25 protein-coding genes and 1 pseudogene are annotated in these 25803 nt (G+C 42.5%); 7 read left to right on the top strand and 19 right to left on the bottom strand.

Going from position 1 to position 25803, the window contains the following annotated elements:
• Window positions 1-327 precede the first annotated feature (327 nt).
• The 4 genes from AC4HAO_RS07090 to AC4HAO_RS07075 all read left to right on the top strand — a co-directional run bounded on the left by AC4HAO_RS07090 (window position 328) and on the right by AC4HAO_RS07075 (window position 4291).
• The gene (locus AC4HAO_RS07090; RefSeq protein WP_447453059.1) at window positions 328-1323 is read left to right on the top strand and encodes a PTS sugar transporter subunit IIB; all 996 of its coding nucleotides are present in this window, start codon (window positions 328-330) and stop codon (window positions 1321-1323) included.
• Window positions 1324-1355: 32 nt separating this feature from the next.
• A complete protein-coding gene (locus AC4HAO_RS07085; RefSeq protein ID WP_491134979.1) occupies window positions 1356-2168 on the top strand; it encodes a PTS mannose/fructose/sorbose transporter subunit IIC in 813 nt (270 codons plus the stop codon).
• 14 nt (window positions 2169-2182) lie between these two features.
• The gene (locus AC4HAO_RS07080) at window positions 2183-3103 is read left to right on the top strand and encodes a PTS system mannose/fructose/sorbose family transporter subunit IID (RefSeq protein WP_491094067.1); all 921 of its coding nucleotides are present in this window, start codon (window positions 2183-2185) and stop codon (window positions 3101-3103) included.
• Between the two features lie 813 nt (window positions 3104-3916).
• Entirely contained in the window at window positions 3917-4291 is a 375-nt protein-coding gene (locus tag AC4HAO_RS07075; protein ID WP_491134978.1) for a DUF956 family protein, read from the top strand.
• A 176-nt stretch (window positions 4292-4467) separates the two neighbouring features.
• Here AC4HAO_RS07075 and AC4HAO_RS07070 read toward each other — a convergent pair whose 3' ends face one another.
• Window positions 4468-5529, bottom strand: a complete 1062-nt coding sequence (locus AC4HAO_RS07070) for an acyltransferase (protein ID WP_491134977.1) — start codon at window positions 5527-5529, stop codon at window positions 4468-4470.
• 288 nt (window positions 5530-5817) lie between these two features.
• Here AC4HAO_RS07070 and serS point away from each other — a divergent pair, with 288 nt between their 5' ends.
• A complete protein-coding gene (serS, locus tag AC4HAO_RS07065; protein WP_491134976.1) occupies window positions 5818-7098 on the top strand; it encodes a serine--tRNA ligase in 1281 nt (426 codons plus the stop codon).
• Window positions 7099-7610: 512 nt separating this feature from the next.
• On the opposite strand, the gene AC4HAO_RS07060 is transcribed toward serS, so the two are convergent.
• From AC4HAO_RS07060 to AC4HAO_RS06975, 18 genes and pseudogenes are all read right to left on the bottom strand, one after another.
• Window positions 7611-8681 (bottom strand): DUF6568 family protein, encoded by a 1071-nt coding sequence (locus AC4HAO_RS07060; RefSeq protein WP_491134975.1) that lies wholly within the window; start codon window positions 8679-8681, stop codon window positions 7611-7613.
• A 518-nt stretch (window positions 8682-9199) separates the two neighbouring features.
• Window positions 9200-9430: a Blp family class II bacteriocin gene (locus AC4HAO_RS07055; RefSeq protein WP_491093973.1), complete on the bottom strand. Its 231-nt coding sequence runs from the start codon at window positions 9428-9430 to the stop codon at window positions 9200-9202.
• Between the two features lie 219 nt (window positions 9431-9649).
• Window positions 9650-10334, bottom strand: a pseudogene (locus AC4HAO_RS07050) (DNA alkylation repair protein).
• A gap of 17 nt (window positions 10335-10351) precedes the next feature.
• Window positions 10352-10978, bottom strand: a complete 627-nt coding sequence (locus tag AC4HAO_RS07045; protein ID WP_491134974.1) for an HI_0552 family protein — start codon at window positions 10976-10978, stop codon at window positions 10352-10354.
• A 54-nt stretch (window positions 10979-11032) separates the two neighbouring features.
• Window positions 11033-11803, bottom strand: a complete 771-nt coding sequence (locus AC4HAO_RS07040) for an acetyl-CoA carboxylase carboxyl transferase subunit alpha (protein WP_491134973.1) — start codon at window positions 11801-11803, stop codon at window positions 11033-11035.
• Complete coding sequence (accD, locus tag AC4HAO_RS07035) at window positions 11800-12663, bottom strand: acetyl-CoA carboxylase, carboxyltransferase subunit beta (RefSeq protein ID WP_491093970.1); 864 nt, start codon at window positions 12661-12663, stop codon at window positions 11800-11802. Before accD ends, AC4HAO_RS07040 begins: the two co-directional genes overlap by 4 nt.
• Window positions 12664-12671: 8 nt before the next feature.
• Window positions 12672-14039 (bottom strand): acetyl-CoA carboxylase biotin carboxylase subunit, encoded by a 1368-nt coding sequence (locus tag AC4HAO_RS07030; RefSeq protein WP_491093969.1) that lies wholly within the window; start codon window positions 14037-14039, stop codon window positions 12672-12674.
• 53 nt (window positions 14040-14092) lie between these two features.
• Window positions 14093-14515 (bottom strand): 3-hydroxyacyl-ACP dehydratase FabZ, encoded by a 423-nt coding sequence (gene fabZ / locus AC4HAO_RS07025; protein ID WP_491134972.1) that lies wholly within the window; start codon window positions 14513-14515, stop codon window positions 14093-14095.
• The gene (accB, locus tag AC4HAO_RS07020) at window positions 14512-14991 is read right to left on the bottom strand and encodes an acetyl-CoA carboxylase biotin carboxyl carrier protein (RefSeq protein ID WP_491134971.1); all 480 of its coding nucleotides are present in this window, start codon (window positions 14989-14991) and stop codon (window positions 14512-14514) included. Before accB ends, fabZ begins: the two co-directional genes overlap by 4 nt.
• Before the next feature lie 2 nt (window positions 14992-14993).
• Entirely contained in the window at window positions 14994-16226 is a 1233-nt protein-coding gene (gene fabF / locus AC4HAO_RS07015) for a beta-ketoacyl-ACP synthase II (protein ID WP_491093966.1), read from the bottom strand.
• 63 nt (window positions 16227-16289) lie between these two features.
• Window positions 16290-17027: a 3-oxoacyl-[acyl-carrier-protein] reductase gene (gene fabG / locus AC4HAO_RS07010; RefSeq protein WP_491093965.1), complete on the bottom strand. Its 738-nt coding sequence runs from the start codon at window positions 17025-17027 to the stop codon at window positions 16290-16292.
• 8 nt (window positions 17028-17035) lie between these two features.
• Entirely contained in the window at window positions 17036-17956 is a 921-nt protein-coding gene (gene fabD, locus AC4HAO_RS07005) for an ACP S-malonyltransferase (protein WP_491093964.1), read from the bottom strand.
• Between the two features lie 83 nt (window positions 17957-18039).
• Window positions 18040-19008, bottom strand: a complete 969-nt coding sequence (fabK, locus tag AC4HAO_RS07000) for an enoyl-[acyl-carrier-protein] reductase FabK (protein WP_491134970.1) — start codon at window positions 19006-19008, stop codon at window positions 18040-18042.
• A 205-nt stretch (window positions 19009-19213) separates the two neighbouring features.
• Window positions 19214-19438, bottom strand: a complete 225-nt coding sequence (locus AC4HAO_RS06995) for an acyl carrier protein (RefSeq protein ID WP_447453076.1) — start codon at window positions 19436-19438, stop codon at window positions 19214-19216.
• 67 nt (window positions 19439-19505) lie between these two features.
• Entirely contained in the window at window positions 19506-20480 is a 975-nt protein-coding gene (locus tag AC4HAO_RS06990) for a beta-ketoacyl-ACP synthase III (RefSeq protein ID WP_491093962.1), read from the bottom strand.
• Window positions 20480-20914 carry a fatty acid biosynthesis transcriptional regulator FabT gene (gene fabT, locus AC4HAO_RS06985; RefSeq protein ID WP_491093961.1) on the bottom strand — a complete coding sequence of 145 codons (435 nt, stop codon included), beginning with the start codon at window positions 20912-20914 and terminating at the stop codon, window positions 20480-20482. The genes AC4HAO_RS06990 and fabT overlap by 1 nt, the downstream gene beginning before the upstream one ends.
• A 203-nt stretch (window positions 20915-21117) precedes the next feature.
• Window positions 21118-21909, bottom strand: coding sequence for a trans-2-decenoyl-ACP isomerase (gene fabM, locus AC4HAO_RS06980; protein ID WP_447453079.1), 792 nt, complete (start codon window positions 21907-21909; stop codon window positions 21118-21120).
• Window positions 21910-22040: 131 nt separating this feature from the next.
• Entirely contained in the window at window positions 22041-22688 is a 648-nt protein-coding gene (locus AC4HAO_RS06975) for an HAD family hydrolase (protein ID WP_491093960.1), read from the bottom strand.
• Between the two features lie 270 nt (window positions 22689-22958).
• Between AC4HAO_RS06975 and AC4HAO_RS06970 the strand changes: the two genes are divergently transcribed.
• Both AC4HAO_RS06970 and pbp3 read left to right on the top strand, forming a co-directional pair.
• Entirely contained in the window at window positions 22959-24323 is a 1365-nt protein-coding gene (locus AC4HAO_RS06970) for an aspartate kinase (RefSeq protein ID WP_491093959.1), read from the top strand.
• A 237-nt stretch (window positions 24324-24560) separates the two neighbouring features.
• Complete coding sequence (pbp3, locus tag AC4HAO_RS06965; RefSeq protein WP_491134969.1) at window positions 24561-25796, top strand: D-alanyl-D-alanine carboxypeptidase PBP3; 1236 nt, start codon at window positions 24561-24563, stop codon at window positions 25794-25796.
• Window positions 25797-25803: the final 7 nt, after the last annotated feature.

Below are 25803 nucleotides of genomic sequence, written 5' to 3'. Positions count from 1 at the left end.
GGTCGCCCTTAGTATCTTGTAAATTGAACTCGGGCTGCAGATTGTGCAAAAAAGATAGATTTTTTCCTAAACGCAAGCGTCTTTGTCAAACCTCCTATTTTTGCTTTATCTGCGGTCGCCCTTAGTATCTTGTATAAAGAAGCAAATGAAAGTTTTTGCATTCTTTTGAAAATAGATGGGGTTTTCCAGAAATTTATCTTGACTTTTATCTGAAAGCGTTTTACAATAGACTTGTTCTTGACTGCCCCTAAACTCCAAAAGAAAAGTCCACGGGAGAGATTAGTAAGGAGTGTAGAGGTAACTAAATAAAAAGGAGGAAATTCAAGAATGGGTATCGGTATTATTATTGCCAGCCACGGTAAATTCGCTGAAGGTATCCACCAATCTGGCTCTATGATTTTCGGTGAGCAAGAGAAGGTACAAGTGGTCACTTTTATGCCAAATGAAGGACCTGATGACCTTTATAGCCATTTCAACGATGCTATCGCACAATTCGAGGCTGACGATGAAATCCTAGTCCTAGCCGACCTTTGGTCTGGTTCACCATTTAACCAAGCCAGCCGCGTTATGGGTGAAAATCCTGATCGCAAAATGGCCATTATTACAGGACTTAATCTGCCAATGCTGATCCAAGCCTACACTGAGCGCTTAATGGCTGCTGATGCGGGTGTTGGACAAGTAGCGGCAAATATCATTAAGGAGGCCAAAGACGGTGTTAAAGTGCTTCCTGAAGAACTTAATCCCACTGAGGAAGCGCCAGCTGCTGAAACTGGTTCTGCAGGTCCTAGACAGGGTGCGATCCCCGAAGGTACTGTTATCGGGGACGGTAAGCTCAAAATCAACTTGGCACGCGTAGATACACGTCTGCTTCACGGACAGGTGGCAACTGGATGGACACCAAACTCTAAAGCCAATCGGATCATCGTTGCTTCAGACACTGTCGCAAAAGATGAACTGCGTAAGAGTCTGATCAAACAAGCGGCACCTAACGGTGTTAAGGCTAATGTTGTGCCAATCAAGAAATTGGTTGAAGCATCCAAGGACCCTCGCTTTGGCGATACACATGCGCTCATCCTGTTTGAGACACCGCAAGAGGCTCTGGAAGCCATTGAAGGCGGGGTGCCAATTAAAGAACTTAATGTTGGTTCTATGGCTCACTCGACTGGTAAGACCGTTGTCAACAACGTCCTATCCATGGACAAGGACGATGTTGCAACCTTTGAGAAACTTCGCGATCTCGGGGTTACATTCGACGTGCGTAAGGTCCCAAATGATTCTCAGAAAGATTTGTTTGATCTTATCGAGAAGGCACATATTCAATAATTTTTATGTCATAAACGAAAGGAACTAGAATAATGTCAGTTATTTCTATTATTTTGGTCCTCATCATCGCCTTCTTTGCAGGGCTTGATGGTATCTTGGACCAATTCCAACTTCACCAACCATTGGTTTCATGTACCTTGATTGGGTTGGCTACAGGACACTTAGAAGCTGGGTTAGTTCTCGGCGGTGGACTGCAAATGATTGCTCTCGGTTGGGCAAATATCGGAGCGGCTGTAGCGCCAGATATTGCTTTAGCAGCAACGGCTGCAGCAGTTATCATGGTTAAAGGGGGAGATTTCTCTAAATCTGGTATTGGTGTTGCCCAAGCAGTGGCTATTCCACTCGCTGTTGCCGGACTTGCATTGACCATGTTGGTACGTACTATCTCTGTTGGGATTGTTCACGGAGCTGATACAGCTGCAACAAAAGGGAATATCCGCGCTGTCGAACGGGCTCACTTTACGGCCTTGATTCTTCAAGGTTTACGTATTATGTTGCCTGTAGCCCTCCTTCTTGCTCTGCCTACCCATACTGTACAAGAGCTGTTAAATGCGATTCCATCTTGGCTAAAAGACGGTATGACCATTGGTGGTGGTATGGTTGTTGCTGTTGGTTATGCTATGGTTATCAATATGATGGCAACCCGTGAAACTTGGCCATTCTTTGCCCTTGGTTTTGCTTTTGCTGCCGTTACCGATCTTACTTTAGTTGCTCTTGGTACAATTGGTGTCGCAGCTGCTCTTATCTACCTCAACCTGTCAGATATGGCTGGTAATGGAGGCGGATCTGCTGGTAGCTCTGGCGGTTCCGGAGATCCAATTGGCGATATCTTGGAAGACTATTAGAAAGGAGCAAAACAATGGCAGAAAGAATTCAATTAACACAATCTGATCGTCGTAAAGTTTGGTGGCGCTCAACATTCTTACAAGGATCTTGGAACTATGAACGGATGCAAAACTTGGGTTGGGCTTACTCACTGATTCCAGCGATTAAAAAGCTTTATACTTCTGAGGAAGATCGTTCTGCAGCTTTGGAACGTCACTTGGAGTTCTTTAATACCCACCCTTACGTAGCTGCCCCTATCCTTGGGGTAACATTAGCTTTGGAAGAAGAAAAAGCTAATGGAGCTGAAATCGATAATGCTGCTATCCAAGGGGTTAAAATCGGTATGATGGGACCCTTGGCCGGTATCGGTGACCCTGTTTTCTGGTTTACGCTCCGTCCGATCCTTGGTGCTCTTGGCGCTTCACTTGCACAAGCAGGTAATATTGTTGGCCCGCTGATTTTCTTCTTCGGGTGGAATATCATCCGTATGGCCTTCCTCTGGTATACACAAGAGTTAGGATTTAAAGCTGGTTCCGAAATTACCAAAGACCTTTCAGGGGGTATCCTCCAAAAGATTACTAAGGGAGCGTCTATTCTTGGTATGTTCATCTTAGCAGCCTTGGTTGAGCGTTGGGTTAGTGTTAAATTTGCTGTAGATTTACCAACAACTAAGCTTAGCAACGATAATGGTAAAACATTTGTCACTCTACCTAATGGTGCCGTTACCGGAGGCAAGTTAAAGGAAGCTATTGAAGGCTTTAATGACAACTTAAATCTTGGTCCTATCAAAACAAACAGCCTTCAAGGGCAGCTAGATTCATTGATTCCAGGCCTAATGGGACTTTTGTTAACTCTATTATGTATGTGGTTGCTTAGAAAGAAAGTGTCACCTATTGTTATGATTCTTGCACTTTTTGCGGTAGGTATCATTGCCCATGTTGCCGGATTGATGTAAGCAAGAAAACAAAGAGAGCTTTGGCTCTCTTTTTCTTATGGAATAATAGAAAAATGTATAAACCAAGTATTATGGCATAGTCAGTTAATCAAAAATTGAACAAGTAAAAACTGACCTTCTATTTCAGTATCTTATTGTTATTAAAGCCTTGGAGTCTATTCAAAAGCATGGGGACTAGATAGGTTGGAGCTTGTGTTCAACTTTTTTAAGAGCTTATCAAAATAGAATTTTTCGTCTCGCTTAACTTTTGGCTTCTGTAATTACTGTAATGGGTGAGAGCTCTACCAGAAGTTATAGAGCCTCTCAGAACACCATTAGGCAAGCCTAATAAAAGTAGTTTAATACAATAAAGTTTATACCTTAATTATCAATAAGCAACAAAATTTGCAATGCCTGAAATCCAACTATTAACAATAACATCAGTCAAGTCTTGCGCGGAAGTCTTAGTGACTTAGGAAAGTACTTCTGTGTCTATTGTTGAAAATTAATTAAGTGTCTCTTTTGTCACAATAATAATCTCGTTTTTCTTTTTATTTTTATCAGCTTTATGAGCTAACGGTGGCTATTATAAATCCTTACTTACCATTTGTTAAGTTAAAACTGGCTTAAAAATAGAAGTTTAACCTATACGCCAATCTAAGAAATAAACCCAAAAAATTACGAACCATTATAAAGGATGCCACTATTAGACTAAAAGACAGTCGGGCTTCAGCTATCCGATTAGTTTAAGCCCTATATAAAAAGCTCTAGACCATACATGGCGTAAGTCCTCCTTTTTTGGTATAATATAGAAAAATTCTTAAGGTAGAAAAGATGGCACAATCACTTAATACAAAGGTCGAACTAGCGACCACTGGGGTCTTCTATCTCGGCATGGGAAACAAGGTCGGCAAGTATCTTATCGGCGATAAAGCTTTAGAGTTTTACAATGATAAAAATCCCGAGGACTATATCCAGATTCCTTGGACGTCGGTCGATAAAATAGGGGCCAATGTCTCTGGTAAAAAAATTAGTCGTCACTTTCAAGTTTTTACCGAGCAGGGAAAATTCCTCTTTGCATCAAAAGATTCGGGTAAAATTCTTAAAATCGCTCGTGAACAGGTCGGTAACGACAAAATCGTCAGATTACCAACCCTCTTGCAAAAGATTGGATCCAACCTCAAAAATCTCGTATCACGTAAGAAGTAACGGAAATAGTTTTCGTTACTTTTATTTTGAACTATCAGTGATTGGATACTGCGGACTTTGCGTTCGCTTGTTGAACTGCTTGCTCATTTCCAAGCTCGTGAAAAAACGCTCCACTGGAGCTGACTCGCTCTCTCATTTCCAAGCTCATGAAAAAACGCTCCACTGGAGCGTTTTTTTTAGTAATAACGGGCGAAGGGAAAGAGGCTGTCTATTTTATTAACTAGCTTTGGAATTTTAAGAGATTGAAATAAATGCAAGCGCAGTTTTTCAATAAGGCCTGACACGACAAAAATTAGAAGAGCTGTTCCTAAAATAATCAGGGGGAATAAGACAATGGGGAAATCAACAAAAGGAACAAAAATATCCTTGAGCCAAAACCTTACTAAAAGAGGGTTGAGATGGACGAGATAGATCCCTAAAGTCGTTGGAGAAAAAAATTGAATGAGTCTAGCAAAGTGGCCTTTTCGTTTGATGGAGCGTGTTTCAAACCAAATAAAAATGGCAAGTGATCCAGCTAATAGGCTAGGCGAGGTGTACCAATACCATATATCCCCCATAATAAATTTCATCACAAAAGTTACAGCGATAGATACTGCAAAGATGAGAGCAAGTGTTCGTTCCTTAAATAGGCGAACAAGATCAAGACGTTTGAGGTAAGCACCAATAATATAAAGTACCGTCAACCAGTTCATACTAAAACCACGGTCGAAAGAAAATTCATCAACCCTAGTATTGAAAAGAGCAGGCATAACAGAAAAGAAAAAGATAGCAACAATAACAATGTATTTTAAATCTCGATTGCTAATCTTTGATAAACCAATATTGAGCAAAGGCATAAATACCAATAGGCCGAAGTAGGCTGTGATATACCAATATTGCCCTTTGATAACTGGAAAAAAAGCTGACAGCCAATCTTGCTTAGTAACATCCTGACCAGTCAGAGTGAATACGAGTCCAAAGCCCAGAGTGTAAAAAATAACCTGCAGCCATAACAAGACCGCCTTGGAGTATCTATAATGAGAATGGATTCCGACATAGCCACTGATAAGAGCATAGCAATTAACAGCCCCATAGGCTGTCACCTGAATCAACCAAGTCGTCCAATAGTAAATATCTGTTGATCCATCAACTTCATCCCGAATACCACCCTTGCCTAGGATATGAGTCACAATAATCATGAGCATGGCAAAAATCCGCAGGAGATCAATTCCCAAATTTCTTTCTTGTTTCAACTTCATGTAAGATATTCTAGCATAAGTTCATTTAAGACATTTATCAAAGGCTTTACAAAGTTTAAGTTTACTTTTCAGCTATTTTCTTATATAATAAGGGCAACGGATAAGTAGGATTAGGATCTTTGCAGAGAGTCTGCGCTTGCTGCGAGCAGACAAGGGAATAGTCTGAAATTCTACCGTTTATGAATTTTGTTAATATTAAAAGTGCACTGAATGTGAAGCTGGGTGGAACCGCGCGCAAGCGCCCCAGCCCCAAGCATTTGGTGTTTTTATTTCTGGAAAGGATCGATTATGTTAGATTTAAAACGCATTCGTACTGATTTCGACACCGTAGCTGAGAAACTGGCCAGCCGCGGAGTGGCTCAAGAAACCTTAAACCAGCTGCACGAGCTGGACGTTAAACGCCGGGCTCTTATTGTTAAATCTGAAGAGCTCAAAGCTGAACGTAACACTGCTTCTGCTGCTATCGCACAGGCCAAGCGCAATAAGGAAGATGCTCAGGAGCAAATCGCCGCCATGCAAAAGGTCTCAGCTAACATCAAAGCTATTGATGCTGAATTAGCTCAGTTTGACAGTAAGGTCGATGAATTTATCACGACTCTTCCCAATATTCCTGCTGATGACGTTCCTGTAGGAGCTGATGAAGATGACAATGTCGAGGTTCGCCGCTGGGGGACATCGCGTGATTTTGACTTTGATATCAAGGCTCACTGGGATCTTGGTGAAAACCTTAATATTCTAGATTGGGAACGCGGTGCTAAAGTTACCGGGTCACGCTTTCTTTTCTATAAAGGTCTGGGGGCCCGCTTAGAACGTGCTATCTATAACTTCATGTTGGATGAACATTCCAAAGAAGGCTACACCGAAATGATTCCACCATATATGGTCAACCACGATTCTATGTTTGGTACTGGCCAGTATCCGAAATTCAAAGAGGATACGTTTGAGCTAGCCGATACGGATTATGTCCTAATTCCGACAGCTGAGGTGCCCTTGACCAACTTTTACCGCGACGAGATCATCGACGGTAGGGAGCTGCCTGTTAAATTTACCGCTATGAGTCCATCCTTCCGCTCAGAAGCTGGTTCTGCTGGTCGCGATACCCGTGGTCTCATTCGTCTGCACCAATTCCATAAGGTTGAGATGGTGAAATTTGCTAAACCAGAGGATTCTTATAATCAATTAGAGCTGATGGTGGCTAATGCCGAAAACATCCTTCAGAAATTGGAACTCCCATATCGTGTGATTACACTTTGCACTGGCGACATGGGCTTCTCAGCTGCTAAGACCTATGATCTTGAAGTCTGGATTCCAGCGCAAAATACCTATCGGGAAATCTCTTCCTGCTCTAACTGTGAAGACTTCCAAGCGCGTCGTGCACAGATTCGCTACCGCGACGAAGCTGATGGCAAGGTTAAGCTCCTCCACACCCTCAATGGTTCAGGATTGGCTGTTGGGCGTACCGTCGCAGCTATCCTTGAAAATTATCAAAATGAAGACGGTTCTGTCACTATCCCCGAAGTTCTCCGACCTTATATGGGTGGTGTTGAACTTATTGCTGATAACCATTAATAAGCTAGTTCAAGCAGATTTCCAAATTTGGAGATCTGTTTTTTTAAGCAAGCGCTAATAAAGTTTATAAAAAGATGGAGCAAGCAACTGCTCCATCTTTACTTTTCTTATAGAAACTCTTCGTAACACAGCCTAGTATTTACATTGTTGAAAATCTGTGCTGTTCTCTAGAATCAAGATAAATGATGTCTTTTTTCTGATAGCCTCTTAATCTAGGCAAGTATCCCATCCCCTTCCGCTAATAATATTAGACAGTTCAGATTCTGTTAATGAATTGAAATGCTTGTCTAAATTAAATATCTGTCTTTTCACTATTCTTATCCTTTATAATAATAGTCCTAAGACTGATAGTATTGTTGTTGCATCATAAACCATCTGTCTGATAGAGTAAGTCCGGTTGCTACAAGTCCGCTTTTTTTGCAATAACCGGTTCTTTTCTTTCAATAAAAGGCATTTTATACGACAACTAACTAGTTTTTTAAGAAAGTTGGGTTGGTTCTGCCATAGAATTATCAATAGTCGTTTTCTTTTTTCTTGATAACAATTGTTGCTAGGGCTGCCAGTAAAAGCATCACATAACCATAAAAGGAAAGATGATTTTGAGCTTGACCTGTTTTAGGAAGATTAGCTGCTGCCTTTGGATCAGTTGAGGCAGAGCGGCTAGTCTGAGAAGCCACGGCCGCTTTTTGAGAAGAGACCGAAACAGGATCTAGCATGCTAGACTGACCACTTTGGCTAGAACGATTGTTTAGAGAAGGATCACCAGCTGGTTGCGCATTACTATTGTTTTGCTGCTGAGCATTATTATTGTTTTGCTGCTGAGGATCTACATACAAACGCTGATAAACTTCTTGAGCAGTCAAGGTACTGTCTGCTACTCCTGAGATCAGTTTACCATCCTTGATATACAGAACCGCTGGAACACCTGGGACACCGACTGTATTACGGATATAATTACGGGCAGCGTCATCATAATCAGGAGAATCTGTATTAAAATATTCTAACTGCCCGCCAATGAGGTCATTGAAGTTTTTAACCTCTGGTGAGAAACGACGGCAGTAAGGACAGGTAGGACGGCCAAGGTAGAGAGTATGCTCTTTACTGTCCTGCGTAAACATTTGGTAGACATCGGCCATTGAAACCTTGTTGAAGTTAGCAACATTAGCTTCGTACTGCTCTGGTGTGATCGAGGTAATCTCCTCTTCATTTTCTGCAGCAGCTGTATTAGGCGCAGGGGTTTGAGGCTGAGGATTGCCTGCAGCTCCCTGTTCCTGTGCAGCGGCTGTGTTATCAGCACTGGTGGTATTTGCAGCTGCATTATTTGCCGCAGGATTAGCGTCAGACTTGTTAGCATCCGATGCTTTTTGGACGTCAGGGTTTTGTGCTTCTGACTCTTCCTTTTCTGCCGGTGTTGAATCGGCAGGTTTTGCCGCATCAGCCACAGGCCTACTCTGCTGAGCAGCCGATGCTGGGGAAGCAGGGGCATTATCTGCGGTCGTTTCATCCGCATAAGCCGCTGTTGTAGAAACGCTCAAGACAAGCGCAGATACTAATAATACTCTTTTTAAATAGGTTTTCTTCATACAAATTAACTCCCTTTACCATAATCTTTACTGTGGATAGTTATTGTTAAAAAAGAGAGATAGCATTACTATTCTCTCTTTGCTTTGTAAGTCAATTCTGCCAAACGGTATTACTGAATAAATCTAATTTTTTGAAAACTTAGCTAATACCAGTTTTAATAGTCAATGCAGGGCAGCATTACCACCAGACACTTCCACTCAAGGGCATCTGTTCTAAAACATACCCAAGATAAACTATACCTCCTGCTGTTGCAAGGCAACCTTGTACAGCATTACCTGACTGGTTCGGATAAAATCACTTTTTTAAAACAATTCTTTTAATATTGACAGATACCAATAACAGGAAACAGGAAAATCCAATAATATTCAAAGTGAAAAGTAGTGGGGTTAACTCTCTAAAAAAATTAGATACAGACACTATAAGAAATCCTGTAGATATGATAGTTGAAACTACTTTTTTCTTATCCATAATAATTACCCTACTCCAAATAATTCCATTTCATGGATTATGAGAAATTTTAGCAGAATGTGGCTGCACCGGTTGCTGCACCACCCCAAAAACCAGCAGCAGATCCAGATACCGTGCCAACAATAGGTAACGTAACGGTTCCCACAGCACCGCCAGCAACTCCTCCAGTTAGTGCTCCTCCAACTGTACCAAGTCCACATTTTAACCAACCGCCACCTTCAATAGCAGCCAGTTCTTGAGTAGTCATTGCGTCAAATTGTTCCAATGTTTGAGTTGTCATAAGATTATACCTCTTTTATTTTTATTTGCCAGTTTTTTACCTGACAGTCGTTATTATAAATTTTTTTAGCTGGCCTGTGAACCCCTAAAGGGTCATTGTTAATGAAACTAAATACTTACGTTACTGCCCCTTAAAGAAAAAGAATTTTTAATTTCAAATGAAGATAATACCACAGATTATGCTAGTTCTGCTATTAATGAAAAACTGTCGATATTATTACTAGCTATGAACATGGGAAAAAGCCAGACATCCTAATAACCGTCTGCCTTTTTTTACGCTTAAGGAAGACATTTGATTTCCATATTTCTCGATGAACCGCCTGACCCAATCTGGATTGGTCTTCGAATAATCCCGCAAGGCCCAGCCTATAGCTTTATTGATGAAAAATTCCTGGCCGCCGAAATTGTTAAGGAGAATTTTTTCCAGTAGGTTTCTATCGGTCTCTTCTTTTAGACTAAGCTGATGCTCGATGGACGTCCTTCTGATCCAAATTTCTTCATCCTGCGACCAATTTAACATTAGAGGAGCCACCTGTCATCTCTCAAGCCAATACTGCCGATTACCTTGCACAGAAAATCAATGGTGTCCCGCCACGGCTTGGTTTTGATATTGTAACGGACATGCGCAATATCCTCATAGGTTAAATACTTGTTCAGTGCCAGCAGGTAGTCATAAACAAAATACTGGAGTTCTCGGTGGCTATCCTCGTAGCATTGATCCAAGAGCTGCCAGTCTGGTATTTGTTTTTCTTTGCTTCTTTAAGAAAGCCCTTATAAAGTGCCCTTCGATCAGCTGTTTTCAAACCATAAAAACGAAACTGATTGCGCATGTATTTAGCCATGGCAAGGGCATTTTCAGGGTCTTGGTGGGCTTCAAAAAGAGCCTTTAATTCTTTATAATCCATTTATTCCTCCTTAAATTCTAGTTTTTCGTTGCGTCGTAATAAGGTAGAACGCGGTCAAACCCCAGAGCCAGCTGATCAGTTAGTGAATCCAAGGACAGTCCTACTTCTATAGGGATATCATATTTGACCAGTACCTTTCGGACGGTTCCTGATTCGACAGTCTCTTGCAGCTTGGATCGGTTTTCTTCATTTCCCTCTACTTTACGGCTAACACCATCTTCTTGGGCAAAATAGTAAAGAGGTTCAGCAATTGGCACTGCCAAGACCTTGTTTTGTTTGGACAAGGTATCTTCTGATTTTTTACGCTCTACAAAGCTGACTTCAACCGAGATGCCAAAATCGTCTTTCTGTCCATAAAGGCGGATAGCAAGACCTACATCATCTGGATTATCCTGAGGTTGTTTAAAATAGCACCAAAAATGCGGTCTGGCAACTTGAGCCTGATTAGCCCAGTTACTGACTCGAGTCATTTCAAAAGGGGCTACTTTATCAGCCAGATGTTTAGCAATACCTGTAAATTCTGAGCGGGCGCCTTGCCCCAGCACTTTGAGCTCTGTCATTTCACCGGCTAGAGGACCAGCTTTTTCTGGTTTAACGTATTTAAAGCCTTGGTAGACGAGGTAGGCATTTAGTTTTTCATACATCGTTTTTCCCTTTTTTCTGTATAATAGTCAAAAAGCCCTATTCAAGGGCTTTTACTAGTACTTTCTAAAGCGCTGATAGCGCTGCTCCAACAAATCTTCAAGAGGGAGCTGACTGAGATGTTTAATTTCTTCGATGAGGTTATTCCTGATCATCTCAACAATTTCACTTGAAAAATAACCATGCTCAGGAATAACTTTATCAACAATATCCATATTGTAAAGTTCACCAGCAGTTAGTTTCATGAGCTCAGCAGCTTCCGTAGCACGGGAGCCATCTTTCCAAAGAATTGAAGCAAAACCTTCAGGGCTGAGAATAGCATAGATGGTATGTTCCAGCATCCAAACCTTATCAGCTACAGCAAGAGCTAGGGCTCCGCCAGACCCTCCCTCGCCAATGATGATAGCAATGATAGGAACTTTGAGGTCACTCATTTCCATCAGATTGCGAGCGATAGCTTCACCCTGTCCGCGCTCTTCAGCACCAACACCTGGATATGCTCCTGCTGTATTAATAAAGGTAATCACTGGACGCCCAAATTTTTCAGCCTGCTTCATCAAGCGCAAAGCCTTGCGATAACCGTCAGGATTAGGCTGACCGAAATTGCGGTTGAGATTGTCCTGGAGGTTTTTCCCTTTTTGGATACCGATTACAGTGACAGGTCGACCATCCAAACGAGCCAATCCACCGATAATCGCTCCATCATCTGCAAAATAACGGTCTCCATGTAATTCCATAAAATCATCGAATACCTGTTCGGCATAATCAAGAGCTGTCAAACGACCTTGATCACGCGCTTCTTTTAAAATACGTGCAACATCACTCATTTGGCCCCTCCGTGAAATGCAACGAGTTTAGCAATGGTTTCTTTCATTTCTGTACGTTTGACAATAGCATCTACAAAGCCGTGTTCTAAAAGGAATTCTGCCTTTTGAAAACCATCAGGCAGCTGTTCACGCACCGTTGTCTCAATCACACGGCGGCCAGCAAAACCAATTAAAGTCTGTGGTTCAGCAATAATTATATCCCCTTCCATGGCAAAACTAGCTGTGACACCACCAGTTGTAGGATCTGTCAGAACCGTTAGATAAAAGAGACCAGCATTAGAATGACGTTTGACGGCAGCAGAAATCTTAGCCATTTGCATAAGACTCATGATACCTTCTTGCATACGGGCACCACCTGAAGCCGTGAAGACAACAACGGGTAAACTATGCTCTGTTGCATACTCAAAGAGTCGCGTCAATTTTTCACCAACAACCGTCCCCATACTGGCCATGATGAAGTTAGGATCCATGATTCCAAGAGCAATCTTACGCCCTTGAATCTCAGCAGTCCCAGTCATAACAGCCTCATCAAGTCCTGTCTTTTCCTTAACTGTTGCTAGTTTATCGCTATAGCCTGGGAAATTCAGGGGATCCTTGGTATCAATACCTGTGAACATTTCTTCAAAACTACCTTGATCTACAGTCAAGTCTAAGCGTTCAGGTGCCGAGATACGGAAATTATAGCCACAAGAAGGGCAGATTTTCTCTGCCCCTAGGTCCTTCTGATAGATAACATGCTTACAGCTTGGACATTTAGCAAATAATTCATCCGGCACCTCAGGCTTGGTCTGTTCAGGAGTCCTTAACGAACGATTGGGATTGATACGGATGTACTTGTCTTTTCTTCCAAATAAGGCCATAAATTCTCCTAATCTTCTTGATTATATGCTGGTAAGAAGGTCTCCATCAAGAATGCTGTATCGTAATCTCCAGCAATCACATGCTTATCTGAAATCAAGTCCAGTTGAAAATCAGCATTGGTTAGTACACCATCAATTTCTAACTCATACAAAGCGCGCTGCATCTTCATCAAGGCATCAAAACGGTTCTCACCATGGACAATAATCTTAGCAATCATACTATCATAATAAGGTGGAATCGTATAGTCATGATAAACAGCAGAATCCACACGTATACCGACACCGCCTGCAGGCAGGTACAAATCGGTAATCTTACCTGGACTTGGCGCAAAGTTAAACTTAGGATTTTCTGCATTGATGCGACATTCAATAGCATGCCCCGTAATCTGAATGTCTTCTTGATGGTGAGAAAGTTCTTCACCGCTAGCAATGCGGATCTGTTCTTTGACCAGATCGACACTGGTTACAAACTCGGTTACAGGATGCTCGACCTGAATCCGCGTATTCATTTCCATGAAGTAGAAATGACCTGTCACTTCATCCAGTAAAAATTCAATTGTGCCAGCATTTTCATACTGAACAGCCTTGGCAGCACGAACGGCCGCTGCCCCCATTTCTTTACGCAGGGTGGCTCCGATAGCAATAGAAGGACTTTCCTCTAGTACTTTCTGATTGTTGCGCTGGAGTGAGCAGTCACGTTCCCCTAGGTGGATAATATTACCGTAAGCATCTCCCAAGATTTGAACTTCAATATGACGGGCTGGGTAGATAACCTTTTCGATGTACATCGCACCGTTACCAAAGGCAGCTAGGGCTTCTTGCGATGCTGATTCGAAGGCTGAAACTAGATCCTCAGCCTTTTCTACCTTGCGAATTCCTTTTCCACCGCCGCCAGCAGAAGCTTTGAGCATAACAGGATAGCCAATTTTATCAGCGATTTTAAGGGCGTCTTCGGCCGTAACAACTTCACCGTCTGATCCCGGAATAACCGGAACATTGGCCTTAATCATTTCAGCGCGTGCATTGATTTTATCGCCCATCTTATCCATGACACTACCAGAAGGTCCAATAAACTTAATGTTCATCTCCTCGCACACAGTGGCAAATTTTGAGTTCTCACTTAAGAATCCAAAACCTGGATGGATAGCCTGTGCTCCTGTAACGATGGCTGCTGACAGGACAGCATTCATATTAAGATAAGAATCTGTTGAACGGGCTGACCCAACGCAGATTGCCTCATCAGCAAGGAGGACATGCAGAGCTTCCTTATCAGCCTCTGAGTAGATTGCAACGGTTTCAACACCCAGTTCACGTGCTGCACGGATGATACGCACTGCGATTTCACCACGATTGGCAATCAAAATTTTCTTAAACATTTATCTGTCTTTCTCCTGCAAAATTTTAAACTAGCCATCTAATAAGCATAAAGCTAGTTTCCTAGGGCAAAGGTCAGGGTCCCGCTGGCAGCCAGTTTACCATCAACTTCTGCCTTGGCTTCAACCACTGCGATGGTGCCGCGGCGCTTAACGAACTTAGCTGTCATAACCAGTTGGTCACCCGGAACAACCTGTTTTTTAAATTTAACCTTGTCCATACCAGCATAAAAGACTAGCTTTCCTTTATTTTCTTCCTTGGACAATTCCAAGACACCAGCCGTTTGAGCTAGAGCCTCCATAATAAGAACACCTGGCATCACTGGGTACTCAGGAAAGTGACCATTGAAGAAGGGCTCGTTAATCGTAACATTTTTAATCGCTACAATCTCATCATCTGACATCTCCAAGACGCGATCGACTAGAAGCATAGGGTAGCGATGGGGAAGGGACTCACGAATTTTTGTAATATCGATCATTTGATCCGCACCAATCCTTTTCCAAACTCAACAACTTCTTCATTCGCGACCAAAACTTCAGTTACAACACCATCTCTTGGTGCAGGAACCTCATTCATAACCTTCATCGCTTCAATAATCAAGAGAGTCTGTCCTTTTTTGACACTATCTCCGACAGAAACGAAGGCTGGTTTATCAGGCGCTGGTGCAAGATAAGCCACGCCAACCAAGGGACTTTCTACAAGGTCGCCCTCGGCCGCTATTGCGGCTGGCTCTGCTGGAGCCGTTGGTTCGCTGGTTGTCTGTGATGCCGCTGACTCTGTCACAGTTGACGGCACCGTCCCAGCTGAACTTGGCTCTACTGGAGCTACTACAGAAGCTGTTTGTCCCTCATTCTTACTAAAGACTAGAGCTTCGCCGTTACTGCTATAAGAGAATTCACGCAGACTAGACCCATCAAATTGGCTCATCAAATCTTTGATTTCTGAAATGTTCATGCCTAAGCCTCCCAGCGTTTAAATGCAAGAACAGCATTGTGACCGCCAAATCCAAAAGTGTTTGAGATGGCGTACTCAACCTCAGCTTGACGTCCTTCACCCATGATAACGTCAGCTTCAATGTCCTCTGACAACTCCTTGGTCCCTGCAGTCATCGGAAGGAAGCTATGACGGATAGCTTCGATTGTAGCAATAGCTTCAACGGCACCGGCTGCTCCGAGCAAGTGCCCTGTAAACGACTTAGTAGATGATACAGGAACATTTTTACCAAGAACAGCTACGATAGCCTGACTTTCACCCTTTTCATTGGCTTGTGTTGACGTACCATGAGCGTTGACGTATCCTACTTCTTCAGGTGTGATCCCTGCTTCTTTGATGGCCAGCTTCATTGCTTTAGCAGCACCTGATCCGTCTGGCGTTGGTGTTGTCATATGATAAGCATCACAGTTGCTGCCATAGCCGACAATTTCAGCCAAGATATTAGCGCCACGTTTTTGGGCATGCTCTAAGCTTTCAACAATTAAAACACCGGCACCCTCACCCATGACAAAACCATTGCGATCTTTATCAAATGGAATAGCTGAGCGAGTTGGATCTTCTGTTGTTGAAAGAGCTGTCAAAGCATTGAATCCGCCAATACCAATTTTAGTAATGGAAGCTTCGGAACCGCCAGCTAGGATAACATCATGGAAGCCATACTTGATTTCACGGAATGCTTCCCCAATGGCATCATTGGCAGAGGCACAGGCTGTTGTGATGGATTTACATACCCCCTGAGCACCAATCTTGAGGGCAATATTACCAGCTCCCATATTGGAAAGGGCTTTAGGGATAAACATCGGTCTAATGCGCTTCATACCGCGCTCATGCATACGGATGATCTGATCTTGCAACTCTTGGAGTCCACCGATACCAGATGAGACAATAACACCTGTGCGGTCGCGATCTACGGCCTCCATATCAAGATTAGCATTTTCAAGGGCTTCCATAGCTGCATAAATAGCATACAGCGAATAGGTATCCATACGATTGGTGTCCTTTTTCGCAAAATATTTATCAAAGGGGAAGTCTTGGATTTCACCAGCATTGTGAACTGGGATTTCTGATGGATCGAACCTCGTTATCGGTTTGATACCGATTTCACCATTCTCAAGGCTCTTCCAGAAATCCTCTGGTGTATGTCCGATTGGTGATGTGACACCGTAACCCGTTACAACTACACGATTAAAAGTCATAATATTTCCTCTGTTTTCTTAGATAATTTTCGATCTTAACAACTAGGTAGAACTAGGCCAAGGTTACCCTTGCATAGTCATCCCACCATCAATAGCGATAACCTGACCTGTCAAATATTCTTGGCTGGCCAGAAAAACTGCAACGTCCGCAACTTCTTCGGCTTGCCCCATGCGCTTCATTGGGACTTGAGCAATCATAGCATCCTTCATTTTATCAGGAATTGCATCTGTCATATCTGACTCGATGAAACCTGGAGCAATAGCATTTACTCGGACACCTCGAGCAGCCACTTCACGTGCAACAGATTTGGTGAAGCCAAGAAGACCTGCTTTAGACGCAGCATAATTAGCTTGACCGACATTTCCCATAAGACCAACGACTGATGACATATTAATAATAGCACCCTGACGCGCTTTAGTTAAGGGTTTAAGGACAGCTTGTGTCATATTAAAAGCACCTGTCAGGTTAATCTTTAGGACACGTTCAAAGTCACCTGCTGTCATCTTAAGCATGAGCTTATCATTAGTAATGCCAGCATTATTGATAAGAATATCTACTGAACCGAGCGCTTCAATAGCCTCATCGACCATGCGTTTTGCATCTGTAAAATCAGAGACATCACCTGAAATCGCAACAACCTTAACATTATAGCCTGCAAACTGTGCTAGTAGGTCCTCTGATATTTCTGAACGGCCATTAAGCACTAAATTAGCACCTAGGCTGGCAAATTTATGCGCAACGGCCAAACCGATGCCGCGGGTTGAACCTGTAATAAAAACATTTTTATTAGTTAATTCCATGGGGCCTCCTATTTTTCTAAAAGAGTCTCCAGACTAGCCACATCTTCTACGGGAGAAACAGGGGCTGTCTTATCAATTTTCTTCATAAAACCGCTGAGAACCTTACCCGGCCCGATTTCAATATAGTCTGTTACTCCTAACTCCTGCATAGTTGCAATTGATTCGTAGAAGCGTACAGGCTCTTTCACCTGACGAGCCAAAAGAGATCTGATATCAGCATACGCCATAACTCTGGCTTCTGTGTTACCAACCAAAGGGATCTGAAATTCTGAAAAGTCGACTTTCTTAAGTTCCTGCGCCAACTGCTGACTTGCTGGCTCCAAGAGAGCCGTGTGGAAGGGGCCTGAAACCTTGAGCGGAATCAATCGCTTAGCACCCGCCTCTTTCAATTTTTCAACAGCAGCATCTACCGCTGCAGCATCGCCACCAATAACGATTTGCGCTGGCGTATTATAGTTGGCAGGTCTGACATACCCCTTATCAGAAGCCTGTTGACAAGCTTCTTCGATAACCTCTACAGGTGTATTCATGACCGCAACCATTTTGCCAGTGCCTGCTGGAGCAGCTGTCTCCATAAATTCACCACGCTTAGCTACGAGAGCTACCGCTTCTTCAAATGATAGAGCTCCTGCAGCAACCAAGGCTGAGTACTCCCCAAGTGAAAGGCCTGCTACAACATCTGGTTCGACCCCCCTTTCTTTTAGGAGACGATAAATGGCAACAGAAGTTGTTAAAATCGCAGGTTGTGTATAGCGGGTTTGATTAAGCTTGTTTTCTTCCTCATCGATAAGCTTTCGTACATCATATCCTAAAATGCGACTGGCAGTATCAAATGTCTCTTTGACAAGGGGATAAGCTTCATACAAATCTTTTGCCATACCAGATTTTTGGGCACCCTGTCCGGCAAATAAAAAGGCTGTCTTTGTCACACTATTTCCTCCAAGTTTGGCTAGAGACCTCCACTATTAAGTTATAAAAGTAAAGGTCTGAGGTCGTTCCTTGTTGTTATTTTTTAATCTTCTGATACATCTGCCCAACGAGCAGCTTGTTCTTTAATGACTGTAGCAGCACCATAATAGAGGTCTTTCAAGATTTCTTCACAGGTTTCTTCCTTACGAACCAAGCCTGCAATTTGTCCGGCCATGACAGAACCATTTTGGACATCACCATCAACAACTGCATTGCGTAGAGCTCCTGCGCCAAGCTCCTCAATTTCCTGAGCCGATTTTTTTCCTGCTAAGAAATCTTTTTCTGCCTGAGCATAAGAGGAGGATAATTTATTCTTGATAGCACGTACTGGATGTCCAACAACTGAAGCGGACACGACAGTATCAATATCCTTGGCCTTGAGCAACCTGTCTTTGAAGTTTTGGTGGGCGTTGGACTCCTTAGCGACAACAAAACGGGTACCAACTTGGATAGCATCAGCCCCTAGCATAAATACAGCTGCAGCACCGTTCCCGTCAGCTACACCACCAGCACCAATAACAGGAATATCCACAGCATCAACAACTTGGCGTACCAAAGTCATCGTTGTCAGTTTGCCAATGTGACCACCAGCTTCCATACCTTCAGCAATCAGAGCATCCGCTCCTAATTTTTCCATACGCTTAGCAAGGGCTACACTTGGGACAACCGGGATTACAGTGATTCCTGCTTCATGCAAGCGTTCCATATATTTACCAGGGTTACCTGCACCAGTAGTGACTACCTTAACCCCTTCTTCAATTACAAGATCCACAATGTCATCAGCAAAAGGAGATAAAAGCATGATGTTAACCCCAAAAGGCTTATCTGTAATTGATTTAACACGATCTATATTAGCTTTAACGACTTCTTTAGGGGCATTACCGCCGCCGATAATTCCAAGTCCTCCAGCATTGGACACAGCACCAGCTAAGTCACCGTCTGCGACCCATGCCATACCCCCTTGGAAAATAGGGTATTTAATATTTAATAATTCTGTAATGCGAGATTTCATAGATATCCTTACCTTCTTAAATAATTATGTCCAAGAACTTTGAATGTCAAAGTATTGGTTTAAAGAAGAAGGCGGATGAGTTGCCCCGTCCACCTTGCAGCCTTGCCTAATAGTCATGTGAATTAAGACATCTCTGGGCTGCACCTTCGTAACTAAATCTGTAAGATTTAAAGGCTGGGAATAATTCCCAGTCTCTCAACCATATCTATTTAGTTTTTTCTTCCACGTAGGCAACCAAATCACCAACCGTATTCAAACCATCTTCAGTTTCGATCTGGATGTCAAATGCATCTTCAATTTCTGAGATAACTTGAAATACATCAAGTGAGTCAGCGTCAAGCTCATCAAAAGTCGTTGTCATTTGAACTTCATCAGTTTCTTTACCAAGCTCTTCAACGATGATTTCTTGTACTTTCTCAAATACTGCCATTTTAAAATTCTCCTTTAAAGATAAAAAATAAATAATATATAAATACTGTTTTTACACAGTTATCTACCTAAATTTTAACAATTAGACTGCCCCATGTCAATCCCCCACCAAAGCCAGTGAGCAACAAGGTCTGGGAACCGTCGAGTCTTATTATACCATTTTCAACAGATTCTGCTAGTAAAATAGGTATACTAGCTGCACTAGTGTTGCCGTAGTGCATCATGTTAGCTAAAAATTTATCGCGTTCAAGTCCGATTTTCTTAGCCATCTTATCCAAAATACGGATATTAGCTTGATGCAGGAGGGCATAATCGATGCCATCACCAGATAAGTCTGAATTTTCTAGAAGTTCCTTGATACTGCGGGACACATCACGGACAGCAAAGTCAAAAATAGCACGGCCATCCATACCCATAAAGGGATTGTTCTCCCCTTGATCCGAATAAGGAGACTGCAAACCATATGCTCCCGAGGTCAATTTTTGCCCTCGGCTACCATCACTGTGGAGCGATTCTGCTAAGAAATGCTCTTGTGCTGATGCTTCTAAAAGTACACCACCAGCACCATCTCCAAAAAGAACAGCTGTCCTGCGATCAGACCAATCCAGCGTTTTGGACAGCACTTCAGCACCAATAACCAGTCCTCTTTTATAGCTACCCGCCTTGATTAACTTTTCGGCTGTTGCTAAGGCAAATACAAAACCGCTGCAAGCCGCTGTTAGGTCATAGACGAAAGCTTCGCTGGCATTGATATTGGCCTGAACACGGGCGGCGGTAGTCGGCATCATAGAATCAGGTGAAATGGTCGCTACGATGATGAAATCAATTTCTGACGGACTCAGTCCTGATTTTTCCAGCAGCTGCTTAGCCACCTCAGTCGCTAAGTCACTAGTTTCCTGATTGCGGCTGATACGCCTTTCTTTGATTCCTGTACGGCTGGCAATCCACTCATCACTAGTATCCATAATCTCAGCCAAATCGTCATTTGTAACAACTTGCTCGGGTACATAGTAGGCTGTCTGACTAATTTTTGCAAAGGTCATTATTTCAAATCCTCTAAGAATTGATAGAGATTGTGGAGGGCGCCCTCTAAGGTCTTAATCTCCATATCATTCATTCCTTTTATAATTTGGGTTACCATGTTTTTATGGAAACGGTTATGCAGGCGGTAAATAAGGCGCCCTTTCTTCGTCAGACTCAGATGAACAACACGGCGGTCAACTTCTGAACGGTGGCGTTCAACATAGCCCTTTCTTTCTAATTTGTTCAAACTAGTAGTAACCGTACCCAAGGTCACCATTAACTCGCGAGCAATGTCACTGGGTGTCGCATCAGGAATATGACCGATAATATCAACCGTATGCATTTCCTTCATAGAAACATCCCTGAAACGGCTGTTTTTTAAACTCATTTCCTCAATGACTAAGACATTGTTAAAAACTTTTGTTAGATATTCATTAACTAACTTATAATCCACTTCATACCTCGATTCTCAAATAATTTGATATTCAAAGTATATCAGAACTGAAACATGTTTGCAAGAGTAATGAAATAACTTCTCTATTTGGACATCGCTTAAGCTTTGTTAGCCCACCTACTGACAGGAAAAGAGCAAGTTTAGGAAATGGCAGACCTATAGACAGAAGGCACATCAGCACTAAAACACGCGGCTACCTCTTGCTATTTTCCAGTAAAGTTAGGGCGACGCTTCTGACTAAAGGCATTAACCCCTTCTTTAAAGTCCTCAGTGAAGGCTAATGATTTTTGCAGTGCCAACTCAAGATCAGCATACTCTTCCCAGCCAGCAAAGTCACTCTGCCAAACCATCTCTTTGATTGCCTTAAAGGAGTTAGGAGAACTGCGCTTCAGGCGTTTAATTAAGCGATCAGTATCACGTTCTAGTTTTTCAGATTCTACTAAACGGTAGATGAACCCCCACTCCAAGGCTTTTTCAGCACTAACTGCTTCGCCTGTCATAGTAATTTGGGTCGCCCGATTGATACCTATAGAACGCGTCAAGAGGAAGAGTCCACCAGCATCTGGCGCTAAACCAACTCCAACAAAGGCCTGGATGAATTTAGCTTTTTCAGAAGCAAGGGTGAAATCTGCTGCTAAAACCATATTGAAGGCTGCACCGGCTACAGGTCCGTCAACACTCATGATAACTGGCTTGGGCAGGCGCTTAATCATAAAGGAAATCGTATTAACTAGTTCAGCTATCCGCACCAGAGACTGCACGTCATCGGCATCAACGGCCTTCTGCATTTGGTCTAAATCACCCCCAACAGAGAAGACCTTGCCATTAGCATTGATGAGCAAAATACGCACACTATCGTCCTTTTCTGCCAGACTAATAGCCTCAATGATTTCTTCACAGATTGGAATATTAAAACCGTTCGACACTTCCGGTCGATTCAAGGTCAAGGTTGCAACACCATCTTCTACGCTGTAAAGAATTGTTGAAAAATTCATAAGATACCTCCAATTATTTTATTTTTCAAATAAAATAAGCTGTTTTATCACTATCTCATCCATTATAACTAAAAATGCTCGTTTGACAAGGAAATACTTTCTTGTAAAGAAAAGAACTAGCAGCATTTGCATTAATTTACTGTTGTTAGACAATCCAACACTTCTGTTAAGTTATTGATCAAACGATTAGCCTGACTTTGATCCAAGCCATAGCGTTCATCCTTAATGGCCCAGACTTCTATGCCAGCAGCAACTGCGGCAGCAATCCCCTTTTCACTGTCTTCGATAACCAGCAAATCTGATTTAGCGAAGCCCAGCTGAGCTGCTGCCTCATTGTAGATAGCGGGATGGGGCTTGCTTTCTGGAAATTCCTCCCCTGATAAGATGACATCAAAGTAAGCTGTTAAGTTAGTATCGCCTAAAGCCTTTAAAATATCCAATTTCGTTGAGCTAGAGGCCAAACCAATCTTCAGTCCCTTTTCCTTAAGTGCCTCCAGGGTCATCTGAACATCAGCAAAGAGAACTTCCTTATAGGGGAGAGGATGGGCTGTCTTATAATTCGTATAATCTTCTTGGAGCTGGGCGATATCCCAATTCGCATAGTCATTCCCTAAGATTTTCTCCCAGACCTGCTTCATGTTACCACCAATAAAAAAACTCAGAGGCAGATGCTTAATCGAAATTCCTCGATTGGCTAAGAAGGTCTCGCGGCGAGTATAATAAAATTCCTCGGTATCAAAAAGGACACCATCCATATCAAAAATAATAGCTTGCTTCATGAAAAACCTCTGCTTTATTTTACCATAAAATACAACAGAGATTTCTATTGAACTAAAATCCCTATCCAGTCTCGGAGCTTTCTCATAACTTCTTATGGCAAGTTTTCTTGCGCTTGTTACGCTTTGCAGCGGCTCTTTAACTATAGACAGATTTCTTAGGTAATAATGGGTCAATACCACAGATCAGACACTCTCCCAAATGAAATTGAAAAACTGTCTGAATTTTGCTATAATTTTAGGCAATCATTATATATAAAAGACGGAGTCGCTATGAAAGTTATCAAATTTGGCGGAAGCTCGCTAGCTTCTGCACAGCAATTAAAGAAGGTATTGAATATTGTTAAAGCGGATGCTGAACGACGTTTTGTTGTTGTTTCTGCTCCCGGTAAACGAAACGCTGAAGATACTAAGGTTACCGACGCTTTAATTCGCTATTACCGCTCTTATACAGATGACGCCGATGTTTCGGCCGACCAAAATTGGATTATCGACCGTTATAAGTCTATCATCGATGAGTTGGGATTATCCCACAGTATCCTTGATAAGATTGCTGCAGCTATCACAGAGTTGGCAACCCTTCCTATTGAAGGAAACGATTTTCTCTACGATACTTTTCTAGCAGCGGGTGAGGACAATAACGCTAAACTGATCGCGGCCTATTTCCGTCAGAATGGTGTCCCTGCACGCTATATGCATCCGGGCAAGGCTGGTATTATCGTCTCTAGCGAGCCGGGTAACGCCAGAATTTTACCGGGCAGTTATGACAAATTAGAAGAGCTATGTGATAGCGATGAGGTTCTCGTTATCCCAGGTTTCTTTGGAGTTACTGTTGATAATCAGATTTGTACCTTCTCGCGCGGAGGATCTGATATTTCAGGTTCTATTGTGGCTGCGGGGGTTAAGGCTGATCTCTATGAGAATTTTACAGATGTAGATGGAATTTTTGCTGCCCACCCTGGTGTTGTGCACAAGCCGCATTCGATTAAGGAGCTAACCTATCGTGAGATGCGCGAGCTGGCCTATGCTGGTTTCTCTGTGCTGCATGATGAAGCGCTGATCCCTGCTTATCGCGGCCGTATTCCTTTGGTCATCAAAAACACCAACAACCCTAATCACCCTGGAACTCGGATTGTCTTGCAGCACAGCCATCAAGAAACTCCCGTTGTAGGAATTTCCGGCGATGATAAATTTGTCAGCATTAATATCTCTAAATATTTGATGAACCGTGAGGTCGGTTTTGGACGTAAGGTACTACAAATTCTGGAAGAACTCAATATTCGTTGGGAGCATATCCCAACCGGCATTGATGATATGTCCATTGTCCTGCGTGAACGAGAGATGACTCCTATTAAAGAACAGGAGATTATGACGCAACTGACGCGCAATTTAGGGGTTGATGAAGTCGAAATCGAACGTGATCTTTCTATCATTATGATTGTTGGTGAAAACATGAAGAATCAAGTCGGAGTCATGTCAACTGCGACTAAGGCCATGTCCGATAAAAATATTAACATTGAAATGATTTCGCAAGGCTCCAGTGAGGTCTCAGTTATGTTTGTCATCAAGTCGGAACAGGAAAAATCTGCTGTCCGCGCTATCTATAAGGCTTTCTTTGAGAAAGATAACCTTGTATAATATTGTGCGAATTGGAGACGTTTCTTGTCCTAAAATCATAGCTAAACACTAGCAGCAAGAATAAAAAGAGTGGAAAAAGCATCCTGGTGAATTGCTTTTTCCACTCTTTTCGCTCTATTTTGAGAATTTTTATTGTTCTTGACACCGAATTGTAAGCTTAATCTTAATCGGATTGTTTCTTTTGAAACTACCTTTTATGATATAATAAAAAAGATATCTTAAATTAAGGAAGCAGTTATGAAAAAATTTTTTGTAGGACTGATTTTAGGCCTTGCCTTGCTTTTTAGTGGCGGATTGGTTCAGGCCGATAAATTTGAAGCTCCGGCTGAACATGCTATCGCTGTTGAAGCCAGCACCGGCAAGGTGCTTTATGAAAAAGATGCTACAACACCTGATGGCATAGCCTCCATCACGAAAATTTTAACAATTTATATGGTTTATCAGCAGATTGATGAGGGAAAATTATCCTGGAACAGTAAGGTTAAGATTTCTGATTATGCCTATGATTTGACAACTAACTCTGAGGCCAGCAATGTTCCAATGGAAGCCCGTGAATATACGGTTAAAGATTTAGTTGAGGCTGCCATGATTTCTAGCGCTAACAGTGCAGCTATCGCGCTGGCAGAAAAAATTGGCGGCAGCGAGCAGACTTTTGTTGATATGATGCAAAGACAGCTAAAAGAGTGGGGAATTAAAGACGCTAAGCTGGTCAATGCTTCTGGCCTTAACAACAGTTACTTAGGAGATCACCTTTACCCCGGTTCTTCCAGTGACGATGAGAACCAGATGAGTGCACGTGATGTGGCTATCATCGCTCAGCACTTGATTCGTGAATATCCTGAGGTTCTAGATATTACCAAGAAGACCAGCGCTGATTTTCACGGCTCAACCATGAATACCTTTAATTATATGTTGTATGGAATGCCGTATGCCCGCGATGGCGTAGATGGTCTCAAGACGGGGACGACGGAATTGGCTGGTCAATCTTTTGTCGCTACATCAACTGAAAATGGTATGCGTGTGATTACTGTCATTTTAAATGCTGACAATGCTGACACTAATGAGTATGCACGTTTTGATGCAACTAACCAGTTGCTCAATTATGCAGCCTATAATTTTCAGATGACCACTCTGACTGTTGAAGGGGCCAGTTATCATAAAAGCACAGCCCAAGTTGTTGATGGTAAGTCTAAGACTGTGCCTGCTGTCGTTAAGGACGATTTCAAGGTTGTCACTAAAATTGGTTCCGATAAAAAACCCGGAGCCAAGATTCATACTAAGTCCGTGACAGCTGCCCTAAAAAAAGGAAGAAAAGTCGGTAGTCTTACCTACGATGACCCTGATCTCATTGGTACGGGTTATCTGGATCAGCCACCTAAAATGACACTTGTTGCTCAAAAGCCGGTTAAAAAGAGCTTCTTCCTCAAAGTATGGTGGAATCATTTTGTCAGATATGTCAATGAAAATTTATAAGCAACAC

The sequence above is a fragment of the Streptococcus sp. ELY_137 genome, assembly GCF_058314515.1.
Note: the sequence above shows the minus strand (reverse complement) of the source record. Positions and strands in the feature narration are given on the sequence as shown.